This is a genomic window from Amycolatopsis sp. NPDC003676 (assembly GCF_053587275.1).
This window is the reverse complement of record NZ_JBSFNS010000438.1, coordinates 1-1,038: the sequence shown is the minus strand read 5'-3', so window position 1 is coordinate 1,038 and position 1,038 is coordinate 1. Positions and strand designations below refer to the sequence as shown.

The window sequence follows — 1,038 nt, the reverse complement described above, 5'->3', positions numbered from 1 at the left end:
GCGCCGTCGACGCGGGTCGCGGACCAGGGCGGCGCGGGGGCATCGTGAGCTGGACCTTCACCGCCGACGAGTTCGCCTTCGTCTGGCAGGGGGAGACCGGCGCCGACCGGTACCCCTTCCCGTTGACCGTGTTTTCGGACGCTCCGACCCAGGGCCGCTACGAGGAATTGGCCCGCGCCGCGGCGCAGCTCTGGCCGACCGGCGCCGACCCCGATCTGACCGCGGTGTTGCGGCACGCGGCGCGACCGGACACCGCAATGGCGGTCTTCGATCAGGCCGGGCCCCGGCTGCGGGCCTATGGCGCGCGGTCGGGGGAGCGCGGTGTCGTGATCCGGCAGTACGACGACAACAGTGTCGAGGTGTTCTCCGGCAGCGCCGGGATGGTGACGCGCGCCTTCGCCTCCTTCCTCGGCGAGCTGCCCGCGGGACAGGCGGGCCACCTCGTCGAGGACGTCGACCGCCTGGCCGCGCACTTCGAATCCTGGCAGCGCGCAGCGGATTCCGTCGCCGAGCGGATGCACCGGCTCACCGCGTCGCCGCGCGCGGCGTCCGGGTACATCGAGGCCAGGGTGGGCCTGCACGCCGAGCGCGCGACCCCGGCCCGGTACCTGACCTGGCTCGACGTCACCGACGACGGCCGCTACCTGAGCTACCGGCGATTCCAGGATCTGCATATCGAACCAGCGGGCAAGCAACGCCTGATCGACGCCATCGAAGCCATCGCGACCGCTCCCGCGCGCGGCGACTGAGATCCGGAACGCTTGTCCTGCTGGGGTTTTGCGGCTGGGCCTAGGCGTCGGCCACCGCGAACGCCGCCGACAGCGGTGGCAGCATGGCCCGCGCGTTCGCCCCGGCGAACCACAGGCCGACGGTGAAGACCGAGGTGGCCTCCAGGTATTTCGCCCGATGGAGGCCACCGGCCGGGAACGGTTGCAGGGCAAGGTCTTCGGCGAGCGACGCCACGGTGCGCATCGCGTCGGCGTCCCCGCCCTCCTCCGCCCTTCGCGGGCGGGTCGTGGTCGCCGCCGTCGCGGCTGG

1 protein-coding gene and 1 pseudogene are annotated in these 1,038 nt (G+C 72.8%); one reads left to right on the top strand and one right to left on the bottom strand.

Annotated elements, in window-relative coordinates; all coding sequences use genetic code 11:
* The coding region (locus ACWDNU_RS47045; RefSeq protein WP_449673605.1) for an ESX secretion-associated protein EspG at nucleotides 1-749 on the top strand (749 nt) is incomplete at its 5' end.
* 40 nt (nucleotides 750-789) lie between these two features.
* On the opposite strand, the pseudogene ACWDNU_RS47040 reads toward ACWDNU_RS47045, so the two are convergent.
* Nucleotides 790-1,038 (bottom strand): annotated as a pseudogene (locus tag ACWDNU_RS47040) (hypothetical protein); the annotation flags it as partial.